The following is a 26,287-nucleotide window of genomic DNA, read 5'->3' on the forward strand; positions in this document are numbered from 1 at the left end:
AAGAGCCCCGAGGAAGCGAGGGACGATGACCGACACCGACGCAGCGCCCACCACCGGCCCCCTGGACGGCGCGGTCGTCGCCGTCGCCGGGGCGGCGGGACCGGCCGGCGCCGCCACCCTGCTGAGCCTGGCCCGCGCCGGAGCCACCGTGGTGGCCGCCGACGCCGACCCCGAACGCCTGGCCGTCGCCGTGGACGCCGCCCGTTTCGCCCACGGCGGAGCCACCGTCACCGGTGACACCGTCGACCTCCTCCACCTGGACACCGCCCGTCAGTGGGCCGCCAGGACCGAGAAGGAGTACGGGCGGATCGACGGCCTCGTCCACCTCGTCGGCGGCTGGCGCGGCTCGGCCTCCTTCGCGGACACCGACCTCGCCGACTGGGACGTGCTGCACGACCTGCTGATCCGCACCGTGCAGCACACCTCCCTCGCCTTCGAGGGCCCGCTGGCCCGCAGCGGGAACGGCCGCTACGTCCTGGTCTCGGCCGCCGGCGCCACCCGCCCCACCGCGGGCAACGCCGCCTACGCCGCCGCCAAGGCCGCCGCGGAGGCATGGACCATGGCCCTGGCCGACGGCTTCCGCAAGACGGGCACCGACGCCGGCGGCCCTCCGCCGTCCGCCGCCACCGTCCTGATCGTCAAAGCCCTGGTGCACGAGGCCCTGCGTGCCGAGCGCCCGGGAGCGAAATTCGCCGGCTTCACCGATGTCACCGACCTCGCCGAGGCCGTCACCGGTCTGTGGAGCAGGCCCACCGAGGAAGTGAACGGAACCCGCCAGTGGCTCACCCCCCAGCCGTGACCGACACCGACACCGACGCCCGCCGGCACCACGACCCGAGTGTGCGCGGCTTCGCCAGTGACAACTACGCCGGCACCCACCCCGAGATCCTCGCCGCCCTCGCCCTGGCCAACGGCGGGCACCAGGGCGCGTACGGCGACGACGACTACACCCGCCATCTCCAGGACGTGATGTGCCGCCACTTCGGCGCCCGCGCCGAGACCTTCCCGGTCTTCAACGGCACCGGCGCCAACGTCGTCGCGCTCCAGGCGCTCACGGACCGCTGGGGCGCCGTCATCAGCGCCGACACCGCGCACATCCACGTGGACGAGGGCGGCGCCCCCGAGCGCGTGGGCGGCATCAAGCTGCTCACCGTGCCCACCCCGGACGGCAAGCTCACCCCCGCCCTGATCGACCGCGAGGCGTACGGCTGGGACGACGAGCACCGGGCGATGCCCCAGGTCGTCTCGCTCGCCCAGAGCACCGAACTGGGCACCCTCTACACCCCGGACGAGCTGCGGGCCATCGCCGACCACGCGCACGAGCGCGGCATGACCGTCCACCTGGACGGGGCCCGGCTCGCCAACGCCGCCGCCGCCCTGGACCTGCCGCTGAGCGCCCTCACCACCGACGCCGGGATCGACGTCGTCTCCTTCGGCGGCACCAAGAACGGCCTGCTGTACGGGGAGGCCCTGGTCGTCCTCTCCCCGGACTCGGTGCGCGCCATGCGGCACCTGCGCAAGCTGTCCCTCCAGCTCGCGTCCAAGATGCGGTTCGTGTCCGTCCAGTTCGAGGCGCTGCTCGCCGGTGACCTGTGGCTGCGCAGCGCCGGGCACGCCAACGCGATGGCCGCCCGGCTGGCGGCGGGGGTGGCGGACGTGGCGGGCGTGGAGATCCTCCACCCGGTCCAGGCCAACGCCGTCTTCGCGCGGCTGCCCCGGGAGGCCGCCGAGCGGCTGCGCAAGCGCCACCGCTTCTACTTCTGGGACGAGAGCGCCGGCGATGTGCGCTGGATGTGCTCCTTCGACACCACGCGGGAGGACGTCGACGCCTTCCTGGCGGCCCTGCGCGAGGAAATGGCGCGCTGAGCGTCCCCGCCCCGACGCGTCACCGCCCGCCCGGACCGTGTGTCCGGGCGGGCGGACATCGTGTCACGCCTGCCGCGGCTCCGGTGCCGTGCCGCCCAGGTGCGCCGGCAGCCACCAGGTGTCCTCCGGGCCGCGCGGCCCCTCGGGGTACGCCTCCTGGGCCGCTTCCAGCAGCCCCTGCATCCGCTCGCGCATCCGCTCGGTCAGCGTCACCGCCGACTCGGCCGGGTCGGCGGTCATCGGCTCGCCGATCCGGATGGTGATCGGGTAGTGGCGGCGGCGCAGATCCCGCTTGCGGCCCTTGGTCCACACCCGCTGGGTGCCCCACAGGGCGACCGGCAGCACCGGCACCTGGGCCTCCTGCGCCATCCGCACCGCGCCCGACTTGAACTTCTTCAGCGTGAACGAGGGCGAGATCGTCGCCTCGGGGAACACCCCGACGATCTCCCCGCCGCGCAGCGCGGTCAGCGCGTGTTGGAAGGCGTGCTCGCCCTGCTTGCGGTCCACCGGTATGTGCTTCATGCCGCGCATCAGCGGCCCGGAGATCTTGTGCTTGAACACCGAGTCCTTCGCCATGAACCGCACCAGCCGCTTGGACGGCCTGGCCGCGAACCCGGCGAAGACGAAGTCCAGGTACCCGATGTGGTTACTGACCAGCACGGCACCACCGGACGTCGGCACATGCTCGCTGCCGGCGATGTCCAGACGCAGATCGAGCGCCTTGAACATCGTCCTGGCGGCGGCGACGACCGGCGGATAGACAAGCTCTGCCATGCGGGACCCTTCATTCGTGCGGTCGTGGTGACCGCGCACAACCTACGCTGCCGTAACTTCCGGCATCCGCAGATAGTGCCCGGTTACCGGTGTGATTGGCTAGCCCGGGAGACCGACCGAGGCGGACGGAGAGTGACGATGGATGGGGGCGAGCGCCGCGAGCAGCCGCTGACGCCCGCCGCACTCGGTGTCGCGGGGCCACTGGGGGAGCGTGCCACCCTGGTGCACTTCTCCAGCGCCTTCTGCCGGCCGTGCGCGGCCACCCGGCGTGTTCTCGCGCAGGTCGCCGCGATGGTGCCCGGCGTCCGGCACCTGGAGATCGATGCCGAGGCCCACCTGGAGACCGTGCGCGCCCTGCGGGTCACCGCGACCCCCACCGTACTGGTCCTGGACGCCGCAGGGCGCACCGTGCGCCGCGCGTCGGCGATGCCCCGCAAAGCCGACGTCATCGCCGCGCTGGGCGAAGCGGTCGGCGACCGGGCCGACGGCCCCACCGACGCGTAGCGCAGGTCACATTGCGGCATGCTTGATGGCGGCATATAGGCTGGGTTTACTGACCAGTAACAACCGGGTGATCAGAGGAGCCGGCGTGAGCCTGAGGATCGTTGTCTGTGTGAAGTACGTGCCCGACGCCACCGGTGACCGGCACTTCGCCGAGGACTGGACACTGGACCGCGACGACGTCGACGGCCTGCTGTCCGAACTCGACGAGTACGCCGTCGAACAGGCCCTCCAGATCGCCGAGAGCGCCCGCGAGGCCGGCGAGGAGGCCGAGATCACCGTGCTCACCGTCGGCCCCGAGGACGCGGCCGACGCGCTGCGCAAGGCGCTGTCCATGGGCGCCGACAAGGCCGTCCACGTCGAGGACGACGACCTGCACGGCACCGACGCGCTCGGCACCTCCCTCGTCCTGGCCAAGGCCATCGAGCACATCGGCTACGACCTCGTCGTGTGCGGCATGGCCTCCACCGACGGCGCCATGGGCGTGCTGCCGGCCATGCTCGCCGAGCGGCTCTCCGTCCCCCAGGCGACGCTGCTGTCCGAGCTGACCGTCGCCGGCGGCACCGTCACCGGCCGCCGTGACGGCGACGCCGCCACCGAGCGGCTGAGCGCCCAGCTGCCCGCCGTCGTCTCCGTCACCGACCAGTCCGGCGAGGCCCGCTACCCCTCCTTCAAGGGCATCATGGCCGCCAAGAAGAAGCCGGTGGAAGCCCTGGACCTGGAGGACCTCGACCTGGACGCCGAGCGGGTGGGCCTGGCCGGATCCCGTACCGAGGTCATCTCCGCCACCGAGCGCCCGGCGCGCACCGCGGGCGAGATCGTCACCGACGAGGGCGAGGGCGCCGGGCAACTGGCGGGCTTCCTCGCCGGCCAGAAGTTCATCTGACCGCCGCCCCGCCCCTCGTACGCCGCACGCACCTTCCGCAGGAGACATCACCATGGCTGAAGTCCTCGTCCATGTCGACCACCTCGACGGCGCCGTCCGCAAGCCCACCCTCGAACTGCTCACCCTCGCCCGCCGCCTCGGCGACCCGGTCGCCGTCTTCCTCGGCGCCGGGGCGGACGCCGCCGCCGGCGTCCTCGCCGAGCACGGCGCCGTCCGCATCCTGACCGCCGACGCCCCCGAGTTCGCCGACTACGCGATCGTGCCCAAGGTGGACGCCCTCCAGGCCGCCCACGACGCGGTCCGCCCGGCCGCCGTCCTGCTGCCCTCCTCCGCCGAGGGCAAGGAGATCGCCGCCCGGCTCGCGGTGCGCCTGGACTCCGGCATCATCACCGACGCCGTCGACCTGAGCACCGACGAGCAGGGGCCGGTGGCCACCCAGTCGGTCTTCGCCGCCGCCTACACCACCACCTCCCGCGTCACCCAGGGCACCCCGATCATCACGGTCAAGCCCAACTCCGCCACCCCCGAGGCCGCCCCGGCCGCCGGCACCGCCGAGCCGCTCGCCGTCACCTTCGGTGACGCCGCCACCGGCACCAAGGTCACCTCCCGCACCGCGCGCGAGTCCACCGGGCGGCCCGAGCTGACCGAGGCGGCCATCGTGGTCTCCGGCGGACGCGGCGTCGGCGGCGCCGAGAACTTCGCCGTCATCGAGGCCCTCGCCGACTCCCTCGGTGCCGCCGTCGGCGCCTCCCGCGCCGCCGTCGACGCCGGCTGGTACCCGCACTCGCACCAGGTCGGCCAGACCGGCAAGAGCGTGTCCCCGCAGCTGTACGTCGCGGCCGGCATCTCCGGCGCGATCCAGCACCGGGCCGGCATGCAGACCTCCAAGACGATCGTCGCCGTCAACAAGGACGCCGAGGCCCCGATCTTCGAGCTGGTCGACTACGGCGTGGTCGGCGACCTCTTCGAGGTCCTGCCCAAGCTGACCGAGGAGATCAAGGCCCGCAAGGGCTGACCCGGCCGCCCCCGAGGCCCGCACCCGGTCCAGGACAACGGCGCCCGCCGCACGGCGGGCGCCGTTGTCTTTCCCCCGCGCGCCGGTTAGCTTCGTTCAACGAATTGTTGAACGACGGGCCGAGGAGCCGCCGGTGGATCAGCGTCAGGCCCGTACCAGCATCCCCGCCGCCACCCGCCACGCCATCGACGCCTCCCTCGCCGGAGCCGACGCCCATCTGGCCCGCCACTACCCCGGCGAGGCCACCACCCGGCAACCGGTGCACACCGTCTACGTACCCGCCGACCGCTTCGCGCCGGACACCGCCCGGCAATGGGGCATCGCCGCCCTCGCCCTGCTGGACACCCACGCCCCCGACCCCGCCGCCCTGGCCGCCGTCCTCGATCTGCCCGAGGACCTCGCCGGCGACATCCACCGCCGGGTCCGCGCCAAGCTCACCACGGAACCCGTCGAGGACCTCCGCATCGACTTCGAGGACGGCTACGGCCGCCGCCCCGACGCCGAGGAGGACGCGGACGTCCTGCGCGCCGCCGCCCACATCGCCACCGCCCGCCGCCGGGGCACCGCCCCACCCGGCATCGGCATCCGCTTCAAGAGCCTGGAAGCCCCCGTACGCGACCGGGCGATCCGCACCCTCGACCTCTTCCTCAGCGCCCTGCTGGAGGACGGACCGCTGCCCGGGGAACTGCGCCTGACCCTCCCCAAGGTCTCCCACCCCGACCAGATCACCGCCATGGCCCGGCTGTGCGAAGCCTTCGAGACCGCCACCGGGCTGCCGGCGAACCGCCTCACCTTCGAGGTCCAGATCGAGACCACCCAGGCCATCCTCGGCGCCGACGGCCGCGCCACCGTCGCCCGGCTGATCGCCGCGGCCCCCACCCGGGTGGCGGCCCTGCACTACGGCACTTTCGACTACAGCGCGGCCTGCTCCGTCAGCGCCGCCCACCAGGCCCCGGACCACCCCGCCGCCGACCACGCCAAGGCCGTGATGCAGGCCGCCGCGGCCGGCACCGGCGTGCGCCTGTCCGACGGCTCCACCAACCTCCTGCCCACCGGGGACACCGCTCAGGTGCACCGGGCATGGCGCCACCACCACGCCCTCGTCCGGCGGTCCCTGGCCCGCGCCTACTACCAGGGCTGGGACATGCACCCCGGCCACCTGCCCACCCGCTACGCCGCCGTCTACACCTTCTACCGCCAGGGCCTGCCCGGTGCCGCCCGCCGGCTGGCCGCCTATCTCGGCGGGACGGGCAACGGCGAGGGCGCCGTGCTCGACGAACCCGCCACCGCCCGCGCGCTGGCCGGTTTCCTGCTGCGCGGGCTGCACTGCGGGGCACTGGACAGCGCCGAGGTCACCGCCGCCGCCGGGGCCGGCCCCGACGCGCTGCGCACCCTGGCGGCCCCACCCGGCTGACCGCTCTGGACAACCCGCCCCGTTCCGGACAGGCTTCCCCCTCATGGACCTGGATCTTGTCGCAGCCGTGGACATCGGCGGCACCAAAGTCGCGGCCGCCCTCGTGGACGGCGACGGCACCCTGCTGGCCCGCGCCCAGCAGCCCACCCCCGCCCGGGAGGGCGCGCGGCAGGTGCTGGCCGCCGTCACCGGCACGCTCACCGCCCTGATGGCGGACGAGCGGTGGCGGCGGGTACGCGCCATCGGCATCGGCAGCGCGGGCCCCGTGGACGCCCGTACCGGCACCGTCAGCCCCGTCAACATCCCCGCCTGGCGGGACTTCCCGCTGGTGGCCGGGATCAGGGCAACCACCGGTGCCCTGCCGGTCACCCTGCTCGGCGACGGCAACGCCATCGCCGCCGGCGAGCACTGGCGCGGCGCCGCCCGCGAGCACGACAACGCCCTGTGCATGGTGGTCTCCACCGGCGTGGGCGGCGGCCTGATCCTGGACGGCGCCCTGCACCCCGGCCCCACCGGCAACGCGGGCCACATCGGGCACATCAGCGTCGACCTCGACGGTGATACCTGCCCGTGCGGCGGCCGGGGCTGTGTGGAGCGCATCGCCAGCGGCACCAACATCGCCCGCTGGGCCACCGAGGCGGGCTGGCACCCGCCGGCCGGGGCCGCACCCACCGCCGCCGCCGTCGCCGCCGACGCCCGCACGGGGCACCCGGTGGCCCGCGCGGCCTTCGCCCGCTCCGCGCGGGCCCTGGCGGCCGGCATCGCCGCCACCGCGACCCTCGTCGAACTGGACGTGGTCGTCGTCGGCGGCGGCGTCAGCCAGGCCGGCGAGGTGCTGTTCACCCCGCTGCGCGAGGCGCTTCACACGTACGCCACCTTGCCGTACGTCCGGGGCATCGAGGTGCTCCCGGCCCAACTGGGCACCGACGCGGGCCTGGTGGGGGCGGCAGCCGTCTGCCGCCGCGGCGCGGACACGTTTTTGACACCGGGACAAGCGGGCAACTGACTCACGGGCGAAAAAGGAGGGGGATCCGTGATCATCTGGCTGAACGGCGCATTCGGTGCCGGCAAGACCACGGCCGCACGGGAACTGATCGACCTGCTGCCGGGCAGCCGGCTCTACGAACCCGAACTGGTCGGCGCCAGCCTGCGCGCTACGCTCCCCAAGGAGCGCCTGGCCGAGGTGGACGACGTGAGTGAACTGCCGTCCTGGCGCAGGCTGGTGGTGGACACCGCCGCCGCTCTGCTGTCGGAGATCCCCGGCCCGCTCATCGTCCCGATGACCCTGCTGCGGCAGGAGCACCGGGACGAGATCTTCGGCGGTCTGGCCACCCGGGGGATCGCGGTGCGGCACTTCCTGCTGCACCTTGAAGAAACGTTCCTGCGTGTGCGGATCGACGGTCGCGCCACGGACGACGACGCGGCCCGTCGGCACGGACTCGCCCAACTGCCCCACTACAGCGCCGCGCTGCCCTGGCTCACCCACGACGCGCACACCATCGACACCCACGGACACACCCCGCGCCGCACCGCCGAGGCCCTCGCCGAGGCCATCAGCCTCGACCAGGGCGCCTGCCCCATCGTGCAGACCCCGCCACCACGCGCCGAGACCCTCGCCGCCGGCATGCTCCTGTTCGACGACCACGACCGGGTGCTCCTGGTGGACCCCACCTACAAGCCCGGCTGGGAGTTCCCCGGCGGCATCGTCGAGGCCGGCGAGCCCCCCGCCCGGGCCGCCGTGCGCGAGGTCGCCGAGGAACTCGGCCTTAGCCTGTCGCCCCGGCCCGACCTCCTCGTCGTCGACTGGGAACCGCCGCGCCCCTCACGCCCCGGCGGGCTGCGGCTGCTCTTCGACGGCCGCCGGCTGACCCCCGACCAGATCCGTACCATCCGGCTGCCCGCCGACGAACTGCGCGCCTGGCGCTTCACCACCGAGGACGAGGCACGGACCCTGCTCTCCCCGAACCGCTTCGACCGGCTGCGCTGGGCCCTGCACGCCCGTACCCGGGGCCGCCCCCTCAACCTGGAGGCCGGCGTCCCCGTCGGCGGCTGACACCCCGCCGAATCGCGCCCCCGCCACCCGCGCCCTACCGTGTGCCTGACGGCCCCACACCGGGGGAGACCCCCACCAACGGTGAACCGCCATGCACATACCGACCCACCGGACCCCCGACCGCGACAGCTGGGGCACCCGCCTGGCCGCCGCCGGCCTCGGCTGCGCCCTGGTCCTCGGCCTCCAGCTGATGCACCAGGCCACCGGCGCCGGCGGCCCGCCCCAGCCCTCCGCCCCGGGCACGGCCGGCGGCGCGGGCACCGCGCACCCGCCCCAGCCCTCCGCCGCCCCCACCCGGGTCGGCATCCCCGCGATCGGCGTCGACGCCGCCCTGACCCCGGTCGGCCTGGACCCCGAGGGCTGGCTCCAGGCCCCGCCCCCCGACGCCGGGCACCTCGCCGGCTGGTTCACGGACGCCCCCGCCCCCGGCGCCCGGGGCACCGCCGTCCTCACCGGACACGTCGACACCGCCGCAGGGCCCGCCGTCTTCTATTCCCTGGGCGCCCTCGGCACCGGCGAGACCATCACCGTCACGCGCCAGGACGGCGGCACCCTCGACTTCACCGTGTACGACATCGCCGTGTACGACAAGGACCGGCTCCCCGAGCGGGTCTACGCGGACACCGGGCAGCCCGAACTGCGGGTCCTCACCTGCGGCGGCAGCTACCACCCGGAGACCGGCTACACCGGCAACGTCGTCGTGTACGCCACCCTGACGGCCGTCCACTGACCCGGCTGGCCGCATCCCGTGACCCGTTCACCGCGTCCGCGTGGCCGGACAGCACCCACCACGCCTAGCGTCACCCAGCACACGGAGCAGAACCGCCCCTCCCACCCCACCGGTCACACCCGCCACACCGTCATCCCGGACGAGGAGCCCCCATGACCGCACTGACCACCCTCGCCGTCACCGCGCTCACCGGCATAGCCCTGACCGCCGCCGCCCCCGCCCAGGACAGCGACTCGTTCGCCTTCAGCCTCTCGCCGCAGACCGTCCAGCCCGGCGGCACCGTCACCCTCACCGCCACCGGCTGCACCGGCGCCGAGGCGTTCGCCGAGTCCGGCGTCTTCGACCGGATCAGCCTCGGCACCCCGGGGCAGACCCAGAGCGCCCGCACCACCGTCAACCCGGCCGCCCGCCCCGGCAGCACCTTCGACGTCACCTTCACCTGCGGCGCCCAGAGCGGCCGTACCACGCTCACCGTCAACAGCACCGTCGCCGCCGCGGCCACGCCCACCCCCACCCCCGCCGCCGGCACGGCGACGGCGGCAGCGGGCAAGGAGGGCGCCGCCACCCCCACGGCCGACTCCACCACCCTGCCCACCCTGGGCTCCCAGGCCGGCACCGGCGGCTCCCAGCGGGACCTCACGCCCGTCCTGCTCACCGGGGCCGGACTCACCGCGACCGCGCTCACCGGCGGCGTCGTGCTGTACCGCCGCCGGGCTCAGCAGCAGCGCTGACCGGCGGCCCGGCGGCGGCGCGGAACCGTTACGCCCGCGAGCCCTCCGCCCGCTGCTCCGCGTACCCCAGGACGAACAGCGCCTCGGCCACCGCCATCCGCTCCAACTCCCGCGGGTCCACGCTCTCGTCCACCGCGTGGATCCGCGCGGCGGCGTCGCTCAGCCCGATCAGCAGGATCTCCGCCTCCGGGTACAGCCCCGCCAGCGTGGCCGTCAGCGGGATCGAGCCGCCCTGGCCCACCACGGCCATCTCGGCGCCCTCGTACGCCGCCCGCATCGCGTCGGCCATGGCCGCGTACGCGGGGGAGGTGGTGTCCGCCAGGAAGCCCTGGCCCTCACCCGCCGGGTCCACACTCACCCGCGCACCCCACGGCGCGCGCGCCCGCAGGTGGTCCGCCAGCAGCCGGGCCGCCTCACCCGCGTCCACCCCCGGCGGCACCCGCAGGCTCACCAGCGCCCCCGCGCTCGCCTGCACCGACGGCGTGGCGCCCACCACCGGCGGGCAGTCGATCCCCAGCACCGTCACCGCGGGCCGCGCCCACAGCCGGTCCGCCACCGCCCCGGAGCCGATCAGCTCCACACCCTCCAGCACCGCGGCGTCCTCCCGGAACGCCTCGTCCGCGTACGCCGTGCCCGGCCACACGCCCGAGGAGTCCAGACCGTCCACGGAGGTCGAACCATCCGCGTCCCGCAGCGAGTCCAGCATCCGGATCAGCGCCGCCAGCGCGTCGGGCGCCGCCCCGCCGAACGCCCCCGAGTGCAGATTCCCCTCCAGGGTGTCCACCCGCACCCGCACCATCGCCATCCCGCGCAGCACCGCCGTCACCGTCGGCTGCCCCGCCCGCACGTTCCCGCTGTCCCCGATCACGATGGTGTCCGCCGTCAGCAACTCCGGGTGCTGCTCCGCGTACCGCTCAAGGCCCCCGGTGCCCTGCTCCTCGGAACCCTCCACGATCACCTTCACCGTCACCGGCACCCCACCGGCGGCCCGCAGCGCCCGCAGCGCCAGCAGATGCATCAGCACCCCGCCCTTGCAGTCGGCCGCGCCCCGCCCGTACCAGCGCCCGGCGCGCTCCGTCAGCGTGAACGGCGGCGAGGTCCACGCGTCCTCGTCCAGCGGCGGCTGCACGTCGTAATGCGCGTAGAGCAACACCGTCGGGGCGCCCTGCGGCCCGGGCAGCAGCCCGTACACGGACTGGGTGCCGTCCGGGGTGTCCAGCAGCCGCACATCGGTGAACCCCTCGCCGCGCAGCGCGTCCGCGACCCACCGGGCCGCCGCCTCGCACTCGCTCGGCGGGAACTGCTCCGGGTCGGCGACCGACCGGAACGCCACCAGCCGCGCCAGTTCCTCGCGCGCCGTCGGCATCATCGCGGCCACCGACGCGGCGATCGCGGTGTGCGGACCTGAGTGCGGAGAAGAATGCTGCATGAAAGGCTCCTTGAGCTGCGTGCCGCCACCCGCGCACCAACCCCGGGCACGCCCGGGCCGCGTACCTGACCGGGAATGACAGCCGATCATCCCACAGCGATCCACCGCTCACCCGGGACCGTAGGATGCCAACCCGAGGACGGAACGGACGGGCAGCGGGAGCAGCGAACAGCGTGAGCAGCGAGAGCGGAGCCGAGAACACAGTGGTGTGGGACGTCGTCGTCGTGGGAGCGGGCCCCGGTGGCGCCTCCGCCGCGCGTGCCGCCGCCGAGGCCGGGCGGCGGGTCCTGCTTCTGGAGAAAGCCGAACTGCCCCGCTACAAAACCTGTGGCGGCGGCATCATCGGCCCGTCCCGCGACGCGCTGCCGCCCGGCTTCGAACTGCCCCTGCGCGAACGCGTCCACGCCGTGACCTTCTCCCTGAACGGCAAACTCTCCCGCACCCGCCGCTCCAAACGGATGCTCTTCGGCCTCGTCAACCGCGCCGAGTTCGACCAGCGCCTGGTCGACGCCGCGGTCCGCGCCGGTGCCCGGCTGCGCACCAAGGCCGCGGTCTCGCGCGTCGAACAGCACGGCCCGGCCGTGCCCGACCGGCGCACCGTCGCCGTCGTTCTCAGCGGCGGGGAGACGATACTGGCCCGCGCCGTGGTCGGCGCGGACGGCAGCGCCAGCCGGATAGGCGCGCACGTCGGTGTCCGTCTGGACCGGGTCGATCTCGGCCTGGAGGCCGAGATCCCGGTCCCGCCCGAGGTCGCGGCCGACTGGGCCGGCCGTGCCCTGATCGACTGGGGCCCGCTGCCCGGCTCCTACGGCTGGGTCTTCCCCAAGGGCGACACCCTCACCGTGGGCGTCATCTCCGCCCGTGGCGACGGCGCGGCCACCCGCCGCTATCTGGAGGACTTCACGACCCGGCTCGGCCTGTCCGGCTTCGAGCCGGCCATCTCCTCAGGCCACCTGACCCGTTGCCGGGGCGAGGACTCACCGCTCTCCCGGGGGCGCGTGCTGGTGTGCGGTGACGCGGCGGGGCTGCTGGAGCCGTGGACCCGGGAGGGCATCTCCTTCGCGCTGCGCTCCGGCCGGCTGGCCGGCCAGTGGGCGGTGCGGATCGCCGACGCGGGGGACGCCGTCGACGCGCGTCGTCAGGCGCTCAACTACACGTTCGCCATCAAGTCGGGTCTGGGCGCCGAAATGGGCGTGGGCCGCCGCATGATCGGTATCTTCGGTCCGCGTCACCGGCTGCTGCACACCGCGCTCATCGGCTTCCGTCCCGCCTGGAACGCCTTCGCCCAGATCACCCGCGGCTCCACCACCCTGGCCGGGATCGTGCGCAATCACCCGGCCGCCCGCCGCGCCCTGGCCGCGCTGGACCGCACCGACCCCGCCGCGACCCCCGCCGACGAGGGAGCCGCGCCCGCCGACGAGGGATCGCGCAAGGAGTAACGGCGCCCACGCCGTACGGGGTTCGCAGCGAGCCGGTGGCGCCCCGTACGGCGTGGACGCCGTGGCCCGAGGGCCGCTGCGGGGCGGGGTTCTCATGGCTCCGGGTGTCCGGGCACGCCCTGTGCTGTCCGCCCGGCCCTTCCTGTGTGCGGTGACGCTCTCAGGAGACGGTCTGTGCCGACCCGCGCATGCCGTACGCGATGGCGGCGGCGGCCGCGGACAGCAGCGCCACCGAGGTCAGGGCCGTCGCCAGGGAGAACCAGTCGGCCAGGAAACCGATCGCCACCGGCCCCAGCAGCATGCCGCCGTACCCGACCGTCGAGGCCGCCGCCACGCCGCGCGGCCCGGCCAGCGACCCGGCCTGACCGATGGCCACCGGGAAGATGTTCGCCAGACCCAGACCCGTCACCACGAAACCCAGCAGTGCCGGCCAGACCGAGGGCGCGAGCGAGGCCAGCAGCATCCCCGCCGCGGCCACCGAACCGCCGGCCACCATCGCCCGGGTCTGCCCCAGCCGCAGCAGCAGCCAGGTGCCCGACAGCCGCCCCACCGTCATCGCCAGCGCGAACACGGTGTACCCGGCCGCCGCCAGACCCTCGCTCGCCAGCAGCGTCTCGCGCAGGTGCAGCGCGCTCCAGTCCGCCAGCGCACCTTCTCCGTACGCCGTGCACGCCGCCACCACCCCGAGCACCACGACCAGCCACCCCACCGGGCCCGCCGCGCCGGCCCGCGGCGCGTCCGCGGCCGCCGGATCCGGCCCGGGTGCGCGCGGTGCCGGATGGGCCAGCAGCGCGCGTCCGGCCACCACCGCCACCAGTACGCCGATCAGCGCCAGCGCCGACAGATGCCAGGCTGCCGACAGTGACCCGGCCACCAGCCCGCCGGCCCCCGCGCCCACCATCCCGCCCAGCGAGAACGCCGCGTGGAAGGAGGGCATCACGGGCCGCCCCAGTGCCGCGACGAGATCGACCGCCGCGCTGTTGGCCGCCACGTTCATGCCGCCGAACCCGGCGCCGAACAGCAGCAGCATCGCCCCCAGCACCACGGCCGAATGCGCGTGCGCGGGCAGCGCCACGCTCGCCGACAGCAGCAGCGCCGCGCCCACCGTCACCGGGTGGTTTCCCAGCCGCTGGCACAACCGCCCCGTCAGCGTCATCGTCACGACGGCGCCCACCGAGACGCCCAGCAGCGCCAGCCCCAGCGCGCTGGCCGACGCTCCCGTCTGCTCCTTCACCGCCGGGATCCGCACCACCCAGCCGGCGAACACGAAACCGTCCACGGCGAAGAACGCCGTCAGCGCGTACCGCAGTTGACGCAGCGCCGGATCGACTGTCCTCCGACCGTCGCCGGCCCGGCGGTTTCCCCGTTCCGACCCGGCCCTGAATTTGTTCATCGAAGGCACAAAGTCAGAATAGGGACGTGACCCGCTCTCGTACAAGGCTGGAACGCGGCCGCAACGCGCTCGGCCCCGCCCTTCAGCTCGTCCACACCGGACGTGCCCCCACCCGCGCCGTCCTCACCACCGAACTCGGCGTCACCCGCGCCACGGCGGGCGCCGTCGCGGCCGAGCTCCAGACCCTCGGGCTGATCACCGTGGACGCCCGCCCCGGCGCCCCGGCCGGCGCCCAGGGCCGCCCCTCCCACCGGCTGTCCATCGCCGACGACGGCCCCGTCGTGCTCGCCGCCCAGGTGCACGCCGACGGCTACCGCGCCGCTCTCGTCGCGCTGGGCGGCGGCATCGTCGCCACCACCCCCGCCTGCCAGACCGTGGACGCCGACCCCGCCCAGGTCATCGGCGAACTCGTCGCCGCGGGCGCCGAACTCCTGGCCGCCAGTGGCCGCCGCTGCGTCGGGGCCGGACTCGCCGTCCCCTCCGCCGTCGCCGAGCCCGAGGGCACCGCCCGCGGGCCGCTGCATCTCGCCTGGCCCGCCGGGGCCCCCGTCCGCGACATCTTCAACCGCTGCCTGGCCGACGCCGGATTCACCACCCGGGGCCACTGCGGCAACGACGTCAACCTCGGAGCCCTCGCCGAGCACCGCCACGGCGCCGGCCACGGCGCCCGCCATCTGCTGTGCGTCGCCACCGGCCACCGCGGCGTGGGCGGGGCCCTCGTCCTGGACGGGCGGCTGCACACCGGCAGCGCCGGGCTCGCCCTGGAGGTCGGCCACCTCACCGTCGATCCCGCCGGGCGGCCCTGCCAGTGCGGCAGCCGGGGCTGCCTCGACGTGGAGACCGACCCCCTCGCCCTCCTGGACGCGGCCGGGCGGCCCCCGGGGCCCGAGGGCTCGCTGCTCGACCAGGCCCGCGACCTGATCCGTACCGAGTACGCCACCGACCCGGCCGTGCGCGCCGCCACCCATGCCGTCGCCGACCGCCTCGGTCAGGGGCTGGCCGGCCTCGTCAACATCCTCAACCCCGACCGCATCATCCTGGGCGGGCTGCACCGCTGGCTGCTGGAGGCCGATCCCGCCCGGCTGCGCGCCGCCGTCCGCGACCACAGTCTGTGGGGCAAGGACAGCAACGCCGCCATCCAGCCCTGCACCCTGGACCACAACAGTCTCGTCGGCGCCGCCGAGCTCGCCTGGCAGCCCATCCTCGACGACCCGCACGCCGCCCTTCCGGGCTGACCGCCGCCCCGCACCCCCGTGCAGCCCCCACCCCTCTACAGCCCGAAACCGCCCAGCAGCGAGGCCAGCGACTCACCGCCGGCCGTGATGCCCGGCGCGAGGGCCGTCCCCGACAGATAGAAGCCGAACAGCGCGCACACCACCGCGTGCACTGGCTTCAGTCCGTCCTTGCGGAAGAACACCAGCATCAGCACCGCGAGCAGGACCACCCAGGAAACCGACAGGATCACGACCACTCCCTTCACCGTATGCACCCTAAAGCCCACAAAGAGTAATGATCACTCGATACGGGCAAATGGGTGAAAGCCGCCCACGGCGCCGGGAACGCCCCCGCCACGCCGCACACTTGACCGGATGCGGTGCGAGTACCGCCGCAGACCTCGATAGGCTGGTCATCGGTCTAGGGCAAGGAGGAGCCAGGACGATGTCAGAGAGCACGCCGCTGTCACCACGGGCCAGGCTGGCCGTGACGGCGGGCAAGGCAGCAGCCGCCGTATCGCGCGCCGCCGGCCGCGGAAGCGGATCGGTGATCGGCGGGCGCGTAGCCCTGAAATTCGACCCCGAACTGCTGTCCCGGCTCGCCGGACATCTGGACGTGGTCCTGATCTCCGCGACCAACGGCAAAACCACCACCACCCGGCTGGTCGCCGAGGCACTGCGTGCCGGTGGCGAGGTCGTCTCCAACGCCCTGGGCGCCAACATGCCCGCCGGCATCACGTCCGCGCTCTCGGGCGGCGCCGAAGCCCGCTTCGGAGCCCTGGAGGTCGACGAGAAGTACCTCATCGCCGTCGCCCAGGATGTCAACCCCAAGGCGATCGCCCTGCTCAACCTCTCCCGCGACCAGCTCGACCGCGCGGCCGAGACCCGCATGATGGCCGAGCACTGGCGCGAAGGGCTCCAGGGCACCAAGGCCATCGTCATCGCCAACGCCGACGACCCCCTCATCGTGTGGGCCGCGTCCTCGTCCCCCAACGTGGTGTGGGTCGCCGCCGGCCAGGCGTGGAAGGACGACGCCTGGTCCTGCCCCTCGTGCGGCGGAGTGCTCCAGCGCCCCGACGACACCAACTGGAAGTGCGCCCAGTGCGGCTTCGGCCGCCCCACTCCCACCTGGGTGCTCTCCGGCGACAGCGTGCTCGACCCGCACGGCGCCTCCTGGCCCATCCACCTCCAGCTCCCCGGCCGCGCCAACAAGGCCAACGCCACCTCGGCCGCCGCCGTCGCCGCCACCTTCGGGATCTCCCCCCAGGTCGCCCTCCAGCGCATGCAGTCGGTGGCCGCCGTCGCGGGCCGCTACGACGTCGTCCAGTACGAGGGCCGTGACATCCGGCTCCTGCTCGCCAAGAACCCGGCCGGCTGGCTGGAGACCTTCTCCCTGATCGACCCGGCCCCGGCCCCCGTCATCCTCGGCGTCAACGCCCGCGGTGCGGACGGCACCGACACCTCCTGGCTGTGGGACGTCGACTACACCCGGCTCACCGGCCACCCCATCGCCGTCATCGGCGACCGCCGCCTGGACCTGGCCGTCCGCCTGGAGGTGGCCGGCCAGAACTTCCAGGTCTACGAGACGGCGGCCGAAGCCATCCGCAACCTGCCCCCCGGCCGCATCGAGGCGATCGCCAACTACACGGCGTTCCAGGACCTGCGCCGCGTCGTCGGCAACTGACACCAAGGAAGGCCAGCACACCATGACCGCCTCCAGCCTGCGCCTGGTCTGGGTCTACCCCGACCTGCTCAGCACCTACGGCGACCAGGGGAACGTCCTGGTCGTCGAGCGCCGGGCCCGTCAGCGCGGACTCGCCGTCGAGCGCGTCGACGTCCGCTCCGACCAGCCCGTCCCCACCACCGGTGACATCTACCTCATCGGCGGCGGCGAGGACCGCCCCCAGCGCCTGGCGGCGGAGCGCCTGCGCCGCGACGGTGGCCTCACCAAGGCCGCCGAGTCCGGCGCGATCATCTTCTCCGTCTGCGCCGGTTACCAGATCCTGGGCCGCGAGTTCGTCAACGACCTCGGCGAGCGCGAGGCGGGCCTCGGCCTGCTGGACGTCATCAGCGTCCGGGGCACCGGAGCCCGTTGCGTCGGCGACGTTCTCGGCGACGTCGACGAGCGTCTGGGCCTGCCCCAGCTGACCGGCTTCGAGAACCACCAGGGCGTCACCCAGCTCGGCCCCGGCGTGCGCCCCTTCGCGAAGGTTCACTTCGGCAACGGGAACGGCACCGGGGACGGCACGGAGGGCGCCTGGCGCGACACCATCTTCGGCACCTACATGCACGGTCCCGTGATGGCCCGCAACCCGCAGATCGCCGATCTGCTGCTCCGCCTCCACCTGGACGTACCCGCGCTCCCCCCGGTGGACGACCGCTGGTACGACGCCCTGCGCACCGAACGCGTCGCGGCGGCCACCCAGACCGTCTGACCGAAAACGCCGGGTCATATCCTGTTGCCCATGGACCACGGTGACCACGGCACGATGGCGGATCTGCCGCCGTTTTCCTTCGCACGCGGAATGGAATTCGGCGGCGATCCCGTCTTTCTCGCGGGCAGCCTGATCGTTCTCGCGCTCTATCTGTGGGGCGCCCTCCGCCTCCACCGCCGGGGCGACCGCTGGCCCGTCGGCCGCACGGTCTCCTTCGTCCTGGGCATCGTCTCGATCCTCGCCGTGACCGCCACCGCGCTGAACGACTACGGCATGGTGCTGTTCAGCGTGCACATGGTGCAGCACATGGTGCTCAGCATGGTTACCCCCATCCTGCTGCTGCTCGGGGCCCCGGTCACCCTCGCGATGCGGGCCCTGCCCCCCTCGGCGCCCCGCCGGCTCCTGATCGCCTTCCTGCACACCCGCTACGTACGGGTGCTGACCAGTCCGGTCTTCACGATCCCGCTGTTCATCGCGAGCCTGTACGGCCTGTACTTCACCCCGATCTTCGACTTCCTGATGGGCTCCAGGGCCGGCCACATCGGGATGATGGTCCACTTCCTGGCCGTGGGTCTGGTCTTCTTCTGGCCGATCATGGGTGTGGACCCCGGCCCGCACCGCTCCGGCTACGTGATGCGCCTGCTGGAGCTGTTCGCGACGATGCCCTTCCACGCCTTCTTCGGCATCGCGCTGATGATGGGCAGCGAGCCCATGATCACCACCTTCGCCGACCCCGCCCCGTCGCTGGCCACGGACGCCCTGGCCGATCAGTCGGCTGCGGGCGGCATCGCCTGGGCCTTCAGCGAGATCCCCACCGTGCTGGTGCTGATCGCGCTGGTCTTCCAGTGGTGGGCCTCGGAGGAGCGCACGGCGCGCAGGGAGGATCGCCAGGCCGACCGTACGAACGACCAGGCCCTGGCCGACTACAACGCCTACCTCGCCTCCCTCGCCAAGTAGTCCCGGCCGGCGCCCGGGCGCCGCGCCCCTGGGTCAGCACGGCACCACGGCGGGTGGGCCGGAGCACCGAAAATCCGCTCACCGCGTGTCTGTCCGCCGCCGCTCCGGGTGACGCCGAGGGGGGTGTGCTGTGAGGCGGGGCACGAGACGGCGGTCACATCCGACCCGGGGTAGGAGAGACCTGGGCGCCGCCAAAGCGGACAAAGCGCCCATATGGCGGCTCGCTACGAGGTGCGGTCGCAGAGGCGCTCTTTGCTCCGGGGGTGGGGGTGCGGGCAGGGTGGCGTTGTCGCGCTTCGCGGCATTTCCCCCGTCTCGTGAGGATCGAGGTGTTTTGTATGACCGCCACCCACGGCGTTTCCCGCATCCGGACCCGCACGGCTGCTGTGGCCGGCATTGTGACCGCCGGGGCCGCGGCTCTGTCCCTCGTCCACGCCCCGGGTGCCGCTGCCGACGCGCACACCTCCGCCGTCGCCCCCACCACCATGAGCACCAGCGCTCCGGCCTTCACCGCGCCTGCCGACCAGGGCAGCACGGACCAGGCCCCGCAGGCCGGCGACAGTGCCGCCACGGACAGTGGTGACACCGGCAGCGCCGCCGCTGCCGCCGCCGACACGGCCGAGGCCCCCGCGGCCGAGACCGCCGCCGCTGCCGCCGACACCGCGGCGCAGGCCCCGCAGAAGGAGTCCGCTCCGGCGGACAAGGGCCGCGGCGCCCAGTACAACGACGACGGCACCCTGGTCACCATCGACCGCAAGGACCAGCCCAAGCCGAAGCCCGCCTCGGACGAGCAGATCGACCAGTGGATCAACAAGGCCCTGGACGTCATGAAGGAGAACGGCATCCCCGGCTCCTACGAGGGCATCAAGAGCAACCTGATGCGCGAGTCCAGCGGCGACCCCCACACCATCAACATGTGGGACAGCAACGCGCACAAGAACATCCCGTCCAAGGGCCTGCTGCAGGTCATCGACCCGACCTTCGAGCAGTACCACGTGGACGGTACGAGCAAGGACGTCTACGACCCGGTGGCCAACATCGCCGCGGCCTGCAACTACGCGGCCGACCGCTACGGCTCCATGGACAACGTGAACAGCGCCTACTGACCGTGGCCTGATCCGACCCGAGCCGAGCCGGACCCATACCCGGTGCCCCCCGTGCCCCTGCGGCGCGGGGGGGCACCGGGCTTTCGCGGTCGGCGGCTGCCGCCGGGGCGGCGCCTGCGCACGGCACGGACGCCGGTCCGCACCCGGTACGCCGGAGGGCGAGGACAGCAGTTCTGTGCTGCTCCCGGTGAGGAACGGCCTAGGAAGGCGATTCCGGCCGGTGGAACCATCCCTGGAGCGGCAGCCGCGCCCCACCGCCCCCGCCGGCCGCCGCACCGTTCCGCCCCTTTCCCCGAGCCCGGAAAGAGCCACCCCGTGACACCTCCGTCCGCACACCCCGACGCCCCGTCCCAGGTACCCGACCCGACCGTGCGCGTCGTCGCCCACACCCTGGACGACTCGGGTCTGGTCACCACGGGCACGGCCCGTCCACTGCTGCGCTGGCGCCCGGAGACCCACCCCGACACGGACCCCGCGACCGTCCGCGCGACCGCCTACGAGCTGCACACCGCCTCCGACGACGCGAAGGACAGCAGCCCCCGGCGCCGCCCGCCGGGTGCGACGTGCGTGCCCCGGCCGCCGGTGACGAGCACGGCCTCCACGAAACCGTGCGAGTGGGGCGGGACGAGGTGCTCGTGCGTGTACCTCCCGGTGTGCACCGGCTGACCCTCGGCGAGGAACAGGACACCCCGCACGTCATCGACGGCGCTCATGCGTTCTGTATACGCCACCGGCGGCCGTGCCGGTACGCCGGTGCCCGCCGGACCGCGACGCGCTCCGGCGGGCACCGCCATGCGGATCAGACGGCGGTGTAGCCGCCGTCCACCAGGTGGTAGCTGCCGTACACGAAGGACGCGCGCGGGGACAGCAGGAACGTCACCAGTTCGGCGACCTCCTCGCTGGTGCCCAGGCGCCCGGCCGGGTGCAGGGCGACCAGGCCCTCGTACTGGGCGCGGTCCATCTCCTGGAGCAGCGGCGTCTCGATGAAGCCGGGGCCGACCGCGTTGATCCGGATGTTCTTGGTGGCGTACTCGGCGGCGGCGGTCTTGGTCAGGCCGATCACGCCGTGCTTGGCGGCGACGTACGCGGAGGAGCCGGGGGAGGCGACGCTTCCCAGGATCGAGGCGACGTTCACGATCGCCCCGCCGGAACCGGCGGCCTCGATGGCGGGCAGCTCGTGGCGCATGCAGTGGAAGACGCCGTCGAGGTTGGTGCGCACCACCCGGTTGTAGGCGTCGATGTCGTACTCCCCGGTGGGGGCGACGGGGCCGGCGACACCGGCGTTGTTGACGGCCAGGTGCAGACCGCCGAAGGTCTCGACGGCGAAGGCCACACCGGCCTGGACGGACGCGGGGTCGGTGACGTCCATGGTGACGGCGGCGGCCGACAGGCCCTCGGAACGCAGGGTGGCGGCGGCCTCCTCCGCGCCCTCGGCGCGGTAGTCGGCGACGACGACGTCGGCCCCTCCGGCGCCCAGCCGGCGGGCGGTCGCCAGCCCGATGCCGGAGGCGGCGCCGGTGACCAGGACGGTGCGGCCGGCGAACTCGGTGGCGTAGTCGGGTACGGGGGTGGTGCTCATGGGGCTGTTCACTTTCTTCGTGCGGATAGGACCTCGCGGTCGGCGGCGGCTGCCGCCTCCTCCGTGAGGGCGTCATAGGAGCGCTCCACCAGCGCGGCGAGGTCGGCCACGGCGCGGCTCTGGTCGCCGGCGGGCGCGTGGCGGGCCCACAGCCGCATGGCGGCGGTCAGCACACCGGCGGCGGCGTCGACGACCACGGTGGGGCGGGGGTCGTGGGCGGCGTCCACGGCCAGCCGCGCGGCGACGATGCCGACCGATTCCTCCTGGGCGTCGACCCGGATGCGCTGGTAGGCGGCGAAGAGCGAGGGGTCGCTGTCGATCCGGGCGAGCAGCGCGCGGATCTCGGGGCGGTGGTGCGACGCGGGGGTGTCCCGGTCGGTGAGCCAGTGCCCGACCGCGCGCCGGTAGGCGATCAGCGGCGGCTCCGTGGCGGGCCGCTCGCGCAGCAGTGCGTTGATGCGGCGGCCGTCCTCCCGGACGAAGTCCAGGGCGGCTTCCTCCTTGCTCGCGAAGTAGCGGCTGAAGGTGCGGCGGGCGACATCGGCGCGGTCGGCGATCGCGGCGACGGTCACCTCGTCGGGGCCGTGCCGCAGCACCAGCTCCAGGGCGGCGGCGGCGAGCGCTTCGCGGGTACGCCGCGCCTTGCGCTGCCGGCCGTCTTCGCGGGGGGCCGGGATCGGCAGGGGAGACCTGTTCACCGTCATGGCACCGACGTTACACCCACTCATGTCCCATGGGGACAAGAGTCCCGGTGGGACAGAAACGGCTTCCTCGCTTCCCCGGCGGAGCCTCGCGGCGACGCCACGGACGCCTCCCGGGTGGCCGGACACGAGGCGTCACCATCGGGGCCGCACCGTGACCGTCCCGGTTTCCGGGCCTGCTTCCTGGGCCGGGCGCCGGCGGGTCGACCGACCGGTGGGTCCCGGACGGCGGGAAGGTGCCGTGCTGCCTCAGATGTGCGTCAACACCCAAGCGCTGTCAGCGCGTTCGGGTGAACTGTGGGCGCGGCCGGCGGGTACGCGGCCGTCGCGGGACAGAGTTACTTCGCCGTGCCGACGGCATACGGCCGCGGCCCGACGAAAGGCGGGGCAGGATGCGAGCGGAAGCACTCAGCCGGGCGAAAGTGGTCTTCACCCTCTTCGACGCCGATGGCAACGGATACCTGGAGTCCGAGGACTTCGACCTCATGGCGGGGCGGGTCGTCCTGGCGGCCCCCGACGCGGGGGAGGCGGAGAAGGAAGCGCTGCGCGACGCCTTCCGCCAGTGGTGGGTGTTCCTGCTCGGCGAGCTGGACGCCAACCGGGACGGCCGCATCAGCCTGGAGGAGTTCACCGCCGGCGTGCTGACACCGGAACGGTTCCGGGACGCGCTGGGCGCGTTCGCGGGGACGCTGGCCGCCCTCGGGGACCCGGACGGCGACGGACTCGTCGAACGGCCCCTCTTCGAGGCACTCATGACGGCCATCGGTTTCGAACACGCCAACATCCACGCGCTCTTCGACGCCTTCGGCCCCACGGACGAGGACCGGATCACGACCGGGACCTGGATCACCGGCATCAAGGAGTTCTACAGCCCGGACCACGCGGACATCCCGGGTGACCATCTGGTCGGCGACCCGGTCTCCTGACCCGGGGCGGCGCGTCCCCTGCCGGTGACCCGGATCTCCGGCCGGGGACCGTGCCCCCCGACACGGCCCACCCGTCGCCCCGAGGGGCATGGTCACGCCCCCCGGCCCCTGGGGCACGGCTCAGCCGGCCGCCCGGCCCCAGGCGGTGAGCACCGCCAGCGACAGATCGTGGAAATCGGGCTGGGACATCTCCCGGTACGCGGCCTCGAAGTCGGCCTCCTCGACCAGCCCGGCGGCGACCATGCCCACCCGGGACTGCTCCAGGCTCAGCCGCCACCACCGCGACTCGGCGTCGTCCCCGTGGATCTGCTGGAAGCGCGCGTCCATCCCCACCTCGGTCAGCCCGGCCCGCCGCAGCGGCACGGGGAGCGAGCGGGCCCACGCCGTGTCGCTGCCCACCGACTGCTCCAGATGCGTACGGAAGGCCCGCATCACGGTGCGGTACGCCGGATGCGGGGAGTCCAGCACCGGGAAGGAGGACGGTTCCTCCAGCAGCAACGTGCCGCCCGGGGCGAGCCAGCCGGCCAGCCGGGCGACCGCCCGGTCGGGATCCGGCAGGTGGACGAGCACATAGCGGGTGTGGATGAAGTCGAAGGACCCCGGGGGGAAGTCCTCGGTCAGCATGTCGTGCCGCAGCACCTCGACGCCGGCGTCGGCCAGGTCGTCCAGAAAGGTGGTGTCCAGATCGGTCACCGTCACCCGTGCTCCCCGGCCGGCCAGCCACCGGGCCACCGAACCGCCACCGCCGCCCACGTCGAGGACGCGGTCCCCGGGCTTCAGCCCCAGGGACAGGAAACGGTTCCGGGTGTGCTCGTCCAGAACGGACTCCAGCAGATCCAGCCGTCGCCGTTCGGTGCCGAGCGCGTGGCTGAACATGCCCTCGCTGTACCGGTCCGGATTCCAGGCCCACCGCGCGCCGGGCAGCCGCTCCGTGCGGGGCGGAGTGAGTGCGGGGGTCAGGGGTTCGTTCACCGCTGAGATCTCCTTGGTGTCCGGTCGATACGGGAAGGGGGCGCACGCCGGCGCCCGGGCAGCATTACGGTGGCACCCGGCCGCTCCGCACGCCGGGGCGTTGCCGTCGAATGGCCAAAAGGCACCCTTGATCGGCGGGAACTCCGGCCGGAGGGCGGGCAGGCCGCCCGCCCTCCGGCCCGCCGGCCGCGCACGGACTTGCGAGAGACGGCCTAACCCTGACCCGGCCAGTCGGCGGGATCCACCACGAACTCGTCGAACACCTCACCGTCCGCGTCGTGGGCGACCACCCGGAAGCCCTGCGACAGCCCTGGTACGTCCGCGACATCCAGGTAGTAGACCCCCCACCCCGGCGCCCCCTTCAGCGTGACCAGCGTGGCCGGGTGGGAGCCCGCCCCTCCCTCGGGCACGACCACGATCCGCGACGGCGTCTCCGTCAGCCGCCAGGAGCCCTTGACGAGCGTGACCTCGCCGGCCTCGCCGCTGTAGCCGGCGCTGATGCGGTCCGCCCCGATGTTGTCACCGATGGGGCCCTTGGCGGTCTCCAGACTGCTCGCGAACTGCCCGGGGGAGGCGATGACGTAGTTCTGCCGGCCCTCGGGCAGCAGCCCCAGCACATACTCGTCGTTGATCACGACCGGCTCATACGGCTCCACCTCCAGCGGCCCGTCACCGGCCGCCTCCCCGGGGAGCGGCCCCCGGCCCGTGGCCGCGGGCGGCGCGCCGGTGCCGGGCGCGTCGCCTGGGGAGGGCCGCTCGCCGGCCGGCCACCCCAGCGGACCGGTGGCCAGCACCACCACCAGGACTCCCGCCGCCCCCGCGCCGGCCAGCATCGCGGCCCGCCGCCGGGCCCGCAGCGCCCGGCCCCGGCGGATCACCTCCTCCACCGGCGCCGGCCCGGCCTCCACCCACCGCGCCGCCCGGCGCAGTTCCTCAACGAACTCCGGTTCGCCCTGCCGCTCCGGCACGCCGGCTCACCTCCTGTCTCTTCCCCGGGGCCCGCAGTTCGCGCACCGCCGGGTCGGCACGCAGCTTCTCCAGGCCGCGCGCCGCCCGGCTGCGTACGGTGCCGATCCGGGCCCCGAGCAGCGCCGCCACCTCGGTCTCGGTGCGGTCCTCTATATAACGCAGCACGACGGCCGCGCGCTGCCGCGGCGGAAGCCGTTGCAGCGCGCTCGTCAACACATCCCTGGCGAGGACCTGTTCGGCCTGGTCCCGGACGGTCTGCTCCGGGAACCGGGTCGTCAGCCACTCGAACACCCGAAGCCCACGGATCCGGTCGCGATGGGCGTTGATCATGATCCGCCACACATAGGCGTCCGGGTCGGCGCTCTGCGTCACGCGGTGCCACCGCGCGTACGCCTTGGCCAGCGCCACTTGGACGAGATCCTCCGCATCGTGGTGGTGGCCGGTCAGCAGCCGCGCCGTCCGCAGCAGCCGCGGCCAGCGGCTGACGGCGAAGGTCCTGAAGTCGGCGTCGTGGGCTTCGGGTGCACGCGTCATGGGGTCGGTTGATGGCGGGTCAGAAGTCCAGCGAGACCTCGATCTCGTCGAACACCTCTCCGTCGGGGCCGGACGCGGTGATGGTGTACGTGTCGACGCCGTCGACCTCCCACCGGGCCGGGTCGAAGTAGTAGGTGCCCCAGCCGTCCGCCTCCTCCAGCACCACCGGCTGGGCCCCGTAGCCCCAGCCCTGGCCCTCGGGGGTGACCGCGATGAACGGCACCCCGTCGTCGAGCCGCCAGGCACCCTCCAGCAGGACGATCTCGCCGTCCACGCCGTACACACCGGCGCTGATGCTGTTGGGGTTGATGCTGCTGCCCGGGTACCCCTTGGCGGCTTCGACGTCCTCGTCGAAGGATTCGGGGGAGGAGACCACGTAGTTCTGCTCGCCCTCGGGCAGCAGCCCCATGACGAACTCGTCGTTGATCACCACCCGCTCGTAGGGCAGCGCCTCGATGAGGTCCATCCCGCCGGCCTGGGCCGCCTGCGGGAAGAGAACCACCAGGGCCGCGGTGGTGGCGGCACCGGTGAGCAGGGCGCGCCTGAGTGTGGACTTGCCGGTCATGAACCCTCCATGGGCCTCGCTGTTTCTGTCATGACTCAGACGGTGTCCGCCCTCCGGATCTATCCGCCCTTCCCGTCACCACAGAAAATCCCGCCACC

At 73.6% G+C, this 26,287-nt stretch carries 28 protein-coding genes; 17 read left to right on the top strand and 11 right to left on the bottom strand.

Annotated features, from left to right (window positions below; translation table 11 throughout):
• Positions 1-25 precede the first annotated feature (25 nt).
• Positions 26-799, top strand: a complete 774-nt coding sequence (locus tag ACTFAP_RS27050; protein WP_495682746.1) for an SDR family NAD(P)-dependent oxidoreductase — start codon at positions 26-28, stop codon at positions 797-799.
• Positions 796-1,866 (top strand): beta-eliminating lyase-related protein, encoded by a 1,071-nt coding sequence (locus ACTFAP_RS27055; protein WP_495682747.1) that lies wholly within the window; start codon positions 796-798, stop codon positions 1,864-1,866. Before ACTFAP_RS27050 ends, ACTFAP_RS27055 begins: the two co-directional genes overlap by 4 nt.
• Positions 1,867-1,929: 63 nt before the next feature.
• On the opposite strand, the gene ACTFAP_RS27060 is transcribed toward ACTFAP_RS27055, so the two are convergent.
• Entirely contained in the window at positions 1,930-2,640 is a 711-nt protein-coding gene (locus ACTFAP_RS27060) for a lysophospholipid acyltransferase family protein (RefSeq protein WP_500467666.1), read from the bottom strand.
• Positions 2,641-2,778: 138 nt separating this feature from the next.
• Here ACTFAP_RS27060 and ACTFAP_RS27065 point away from each other — a divergent pair, with 138 nt between their 5' ends.
• The 8 genes from ACTFAP_RS27065 to ACTFAP_RS27100 all read left to right on the top strand — a co-directional run bounded on the left by ACTFAP_RS27065 (position 2,779) and on the right by ACTFAP_RS27100 (position 9,970).
• A complete protein-coding gene (locus ACTFAP_RS27065; RefSeq protein WP_500467667.1) occupies positions 2,779-3,144 on the top strand; it encodes a thioredoxin family protein in 366 nt (121 codons plus the stop codon).
• Positions 3,145-3,229: 85 nt separating this feature from the next.
• Positions 3,230-4,027: an electron transfer flavoprotein subunit beta/FixA family protein gene (locus ACTFAP_RS27070; protein WP_046725219.1), complete on the top strand. Its 798-nt coding sequence runs from the start codon at positions 3,230-3,232 to the stop codon at positions 4,025-4,027.
• 52 nt (positions 4,028-4,079) lie between these two features.
• On the top strand, positions 4,080-5,042 hold the full coding sequence (locus ACTFAP_RS27075; RefSeq protein WP_400008820.1) for an electron transfer flavoprotein subunit alpha/FixB family protein: 963 nt from the start codon (positions 4,080-4,082) through the stop codon (positions 5,040-5,042).
• 133 nt (positions 5,043-5,175) lie between these two features.
• A complete protein-coding gene (locus ACTFAP_RS27080) occupies positions 5,176-6,456 on the top strand; it encodes a DUF6986 family protein (protein WP_495682750.1) in 1,281 nt (426 codons plus the stop codon).
• Positions 6,457-6,499: 43 nt separating this feature from the next.
• A complete protein-coding gene (locus ACTFAP_RS27085) occupies positions 6,500-7,462 on the top strand; it encodes an ROK family protein (protein ID WP_495682751.1) in 963 nt (320 codons plus the stop codon).
• 27 nt (positions 7,463-7,489) lie between these two features.
• On the top strand, positions 7,490-8,509 hold the full coding sequence (locus tag ACTFAP_RS27090) for an NUDIX domain-containing protein (RefSeq protein WP_495682752.1): 1,020 nt from the start codon (positions 7,490-7,492) through the stop codon (positions 8,507-8,509).
• A gap of 91 nt (positions 8,510-8,600) precedes the next feature.
• Positions 8,601-9,239, top strand: a complete 639-nt coding sequence (locus ACTFAP_RS27095; RefSeq protein WP_495682753.1) for a class F sortase — start codon at positions 8,601-8,603, stop codon at positions 9,237-9,239.
• 152 nt (positions 9,240-9,391) lie between these two features.
• On the top strand, positions 9,392-9,970 hold the full coding sequence (locus tag ACTFAP_RS27100; protein WP_495682754.1) for a hypothetical protein: 579 nt from the start codon (positions 9,392-9,394) through the stop codon (positions 9,968-9,970).
• A 28-nt stretch (positions 9,971-9,998) separates the two neighbouring features.
• Here ACTFAP_RS27100 and ACTFAP_RS27105 read toward each other — a convergent pair whose 3' ends face one another.
• Positions 9,999-11,399, bottom strand: a complete 1,401-nt coding sequence (locus ACTFAP_RS27105; RefSeq protein ID WP_495682755.1) for a M20/M25/M40 family metallo-hydrolase — start codon at positions 11,397-11,399, stop codon at positions 9,999-10,001.
• Between the two features lie 173 nt (positions 11,400-11,572).
• Here ACTFAP_RS27105 and ACTFAP_RS27110 point away from each other — a divergent pair, with 173 nt between their 5' ends.
• A complete protein-coding gene (locus ACTFAP_RS27110; RefSeq protein ID WP_400008828.1) occupies positions 11,573-12,838 on the top strand; it encodes a geranylgeranyl reductase family protein in 1,266 nt (421 codons plus the stop codon).
• 160 nt (positions 12,839-12,998) lie between these two features.
• On the opposite strand, the gene ACTFAP_RS27115 is transcribed toward ACTFAP_RS27110, so the two are convergent.
• Entirely contained in the window at positions 12,999-14,240 is a 1,242-nt protein-coding gene (locus ACTFAP_RS27115; protein WP_500467668.1) for an MFS transporter, read from the bottom strand.
• 17 nt (positions 14,241-14,257) lie between these two features.
• Here ACTFAP_RS27115 and ACTFAP_RS27120 point away from each other — a divergent pair, with 17 nt between their 5' ends.
• Entirely contained in the window at positions 14,258-15,466 is a 1,209-nt protein-coding gene (locus tag ACTFAP_RS27120) for an ROK family protein (RefSeq protein ID WP_390120958.1), read from the top strand.
• 35 nt (positions 15,467-15,501) lie between these two features.
• Here the strand turns inward: ACTFAP_RS27120 and ACTFAP_RS27125 are convergent, their stop codons facing one another.
• Positions 15,502-15,696 carry a hypothetical protein gene (locus ACTFAP_RS27125; protein WP_030731954.1) on the bottom strand — a complete coding sequence of 65 codons (195 nt, stop codon included), beginning with the start codon at positions 15,694-15,696 and terminating at the stop codon, positions 15,502-15,504.
• 194 nt (positions 15,697-15,890) lie between these two features.
• Here ACTFAP_RS27125 and ACTFAP_RS27130 point away from each other — a divergent pair, with 194 nt between their 5' ends.
• The 4 genes from ACTFAP_RS27130 to ACTFAP_RS27145 all read left to right on the top strand — a co-directional run bounded on the left by ACTFAP_RS27130 (position 15,891) and on the right by ACTFAP_RS27145 (position 19,943).
• Positions 15,891-17,129, top strand: a complete 1,239-nt coding sequence (locus tag ACTFAP_RS27130; RefSeq protein WP_390120961.1) for a MurT ligase domain-containing protein — start codon at positions 15,891-15,893, stop codon at positions 17,127-17,129.
• Between the two features lie 22 nt (positions 17,130-17,151).
• Entirely contained in the window at positions 17,152-17,880 is a 729-nt protein-coding gene (locus tag ACTFAP_RS27135; protein WP_030731960.1) for a type 1 glutamine amidotransferase, read from the top strand.
• 30 nt (positions 17,881-17,910) lie between these two features.
• Complete coding sequence (locus ACTFAP_RS27140) at positions 17,911-18,837, top strand: cytochrome c oxidase assembly protein (protein WP_495682758.1); 927 nt, start codon at positions 17,911-17,913, stop codon at positions 18,835-18,837.
• Positions 18,838-19,175: 338 nt separating this feature from the next.
• Positions 19,176-19,943 (top strand): transglycosylase SLT domain-containing protein, encoded by a 768-nt coding sequence (locus ACTFAP_RS27145; protein WP_495682759.1) that lies wholly within the window; start codon positions 19,176-19,178, stop codon positions 19,941-19,943.
• Positions 19,944-20,437: 494 nt separating this feature from the next.
• Here the strand turns inward: ACTFAP_RS27145 and ACTFAP_RS27150 are convergent, their stop codons facing one another.
• The 3 genes from ACTFAP_RS27150 to ACTFAP_RS27160 form a co-directional block, all read right to left on the bottom strand.
• Positions 20,438-20,656, bottom strand: coding sequence for a hypothetical protein (locus ACTFAP_RS27150; protein WP_500467669.1), 219 nt, complete (start codon positions 20,654-20,656; stop codon positions 20,438-20,440).
• Positions 20,657-20,742: 86 nt separating this feature from the next.
• Entirely contained in the window at positions 20,743-21,522 is a 780-nt protein-coding gene (locus ACTFAP_RS27155; RefSeq protein WP_390120970.1) for an SDR family NAD(P)-dependent oxidoreductase, read from the bottom strand.
• A gap of 8 nt (positions 21,523-21,530) precedes the next feature.
• Complete coding sequence (locus ACTFAP_RS27160) at positions 21,531-22,226, bottom strand: TetR family transcriptional regulator (protein ID WP_400008835.1); 696 nt, start codon at positions 22,224-22,226, stop codon at positions 21,531-21,533.
• A 389-nt stretch (positions 22,227-22,615) separates the two neighbouring features.
• Here ACTFAP_RS27160 and ACTFAP_RS27165 point away from each other — a divergent pair, with 389 nt between their 5' ends.
• The gene (locus tag ACTFAP_RS27165) at positions 22,616-23,149 is read left to right on the top strand and encodes an EF-hand domain-containing protein (RefSeq protein WP_500467670.1); all 534 of its coding nucleotides are present in this window, start codon (positions 22,616-22,618) and stop codon (positions 23,147-23,149) included.
• 120 nt (positions 23,150-23,269) lie between these two features.
• On the opposite strand, the gene ACTFAP_RS27170 is transcribed toward ACTFAP_RS27165, so the two are convergent.
• From ACTFAP_RS27170 to ACTFAP_RS27185, 4 genes are all read right to left on the bottom strand, one after another.
• Entirely contained in the window at positions 23,270-24,121 is an 852-nt protein-coding gene (locus ACTFAP_RS27170; protein WP_400008836.1) for a class I SAM-dependent methyltransferase, read from the bottom strand.
• 212 nt (positions 24,122-24,333) lie between these two features.
• Positions 24,334-25,089: a hypothetical protein gene (locus ACTFAP_RS27175; RefSeq protein WP_495682764.1), complete on the bottom strand. Its 756-nt coding sequence runs from the start codon at positions 25,087-25,089 to the stop codon at positions 24,334-24,336.
• Complete coding sequence (locus ACTFAP_RS27180; RefSeq protein ID WP_400008838.1) at positions 25,055-25,624, bottom strand: SigE family RNA polymerase sigma factor; 570 nt, start codon at positions 25,622-25,624, stop codon at positions 25,055-25,057. The genes ACTFAP_RS27175 and ACTFAP_RS27180 overlap by 35 nt, the downstream gene beginning before the upstream one ends.
• Positions 25,625-25,643: 19 nt before the next feature.
• Positions 25,644-26,189, bottom strand: a complete 546-nt coding sequence (locus ACTFAP_RS27185; protein WP_500467671.1) for a hypothetical protein — start codon at positions 26,187-26,189, stop codon at positions 25,644-25,646.
• Positions 26,190-26,287 lie beyond the last annotated feature (98 nt).

It is taken from the genome of Streptomyces sp. PH9007, assembly GCF_059813725.1.